Source organism: Adlercreutzia equolifaciens, assembly GCF_029076695.1.
GTDB classification, from domain to species: domain Bacteria; phylum Actinomycetota; class Coriobacteriia; order Coriobacteriales; family Eggerthellaceae; genus Adlercreutzia; species Adlercreutzia equolifaciens_A.
The window spans coordinates 1-335 of sequence record NZ_JARFIK010000182.1; the positions used below are offsets into that span (position 1 = coordinate 1).

Below are 335 nucleotides of genomic sequence, written 5' to 3' on the forward strand. Positions count from 1 at the left end.
ATTTTAAATTTCAGCTCCTGCATCTCCTGCAGCGTCTGCTCTCTTTTCTGCATCAGTACATCTTCTATCAGATCCAGATCTTTCCGGTCAAGGATACTCTTAATCTCTTTTAACTCCATTCCCAGCTCTTTCATATACTGAATCATGTCCAACCGGGCATTCTGCTTGATATCATAATACCGGTAACACGTTTTTTCATCCACATAACATGGCGTAAGCAGATTCATTGAATCGTACAGCCTCAATGTCGGCACAGTTGTCCGGTTCATCTTTGCCATCTCTCCGATGCTGATATACCCTGTCCTTTTTTCGTCCATTTCTGCCTCCTGAAAATT

At 42.4% G+C, this 335-nt stretch carries 1 protein-coding gene; it reads right to left on the reverse strand.

Annotation, left to right across the window (positions count from 1 at the left end):
- A partial coding sequence (locus PZH32_RS11990; protein WP_275208483.1) for a MerR family transcriptional regulator occupies positions 1-317 on the reverse strand: 317 nt, incomplete at its 3' end.
- Between the last annotated feature and the right edge of the window lie 18 nt (positions 318-335).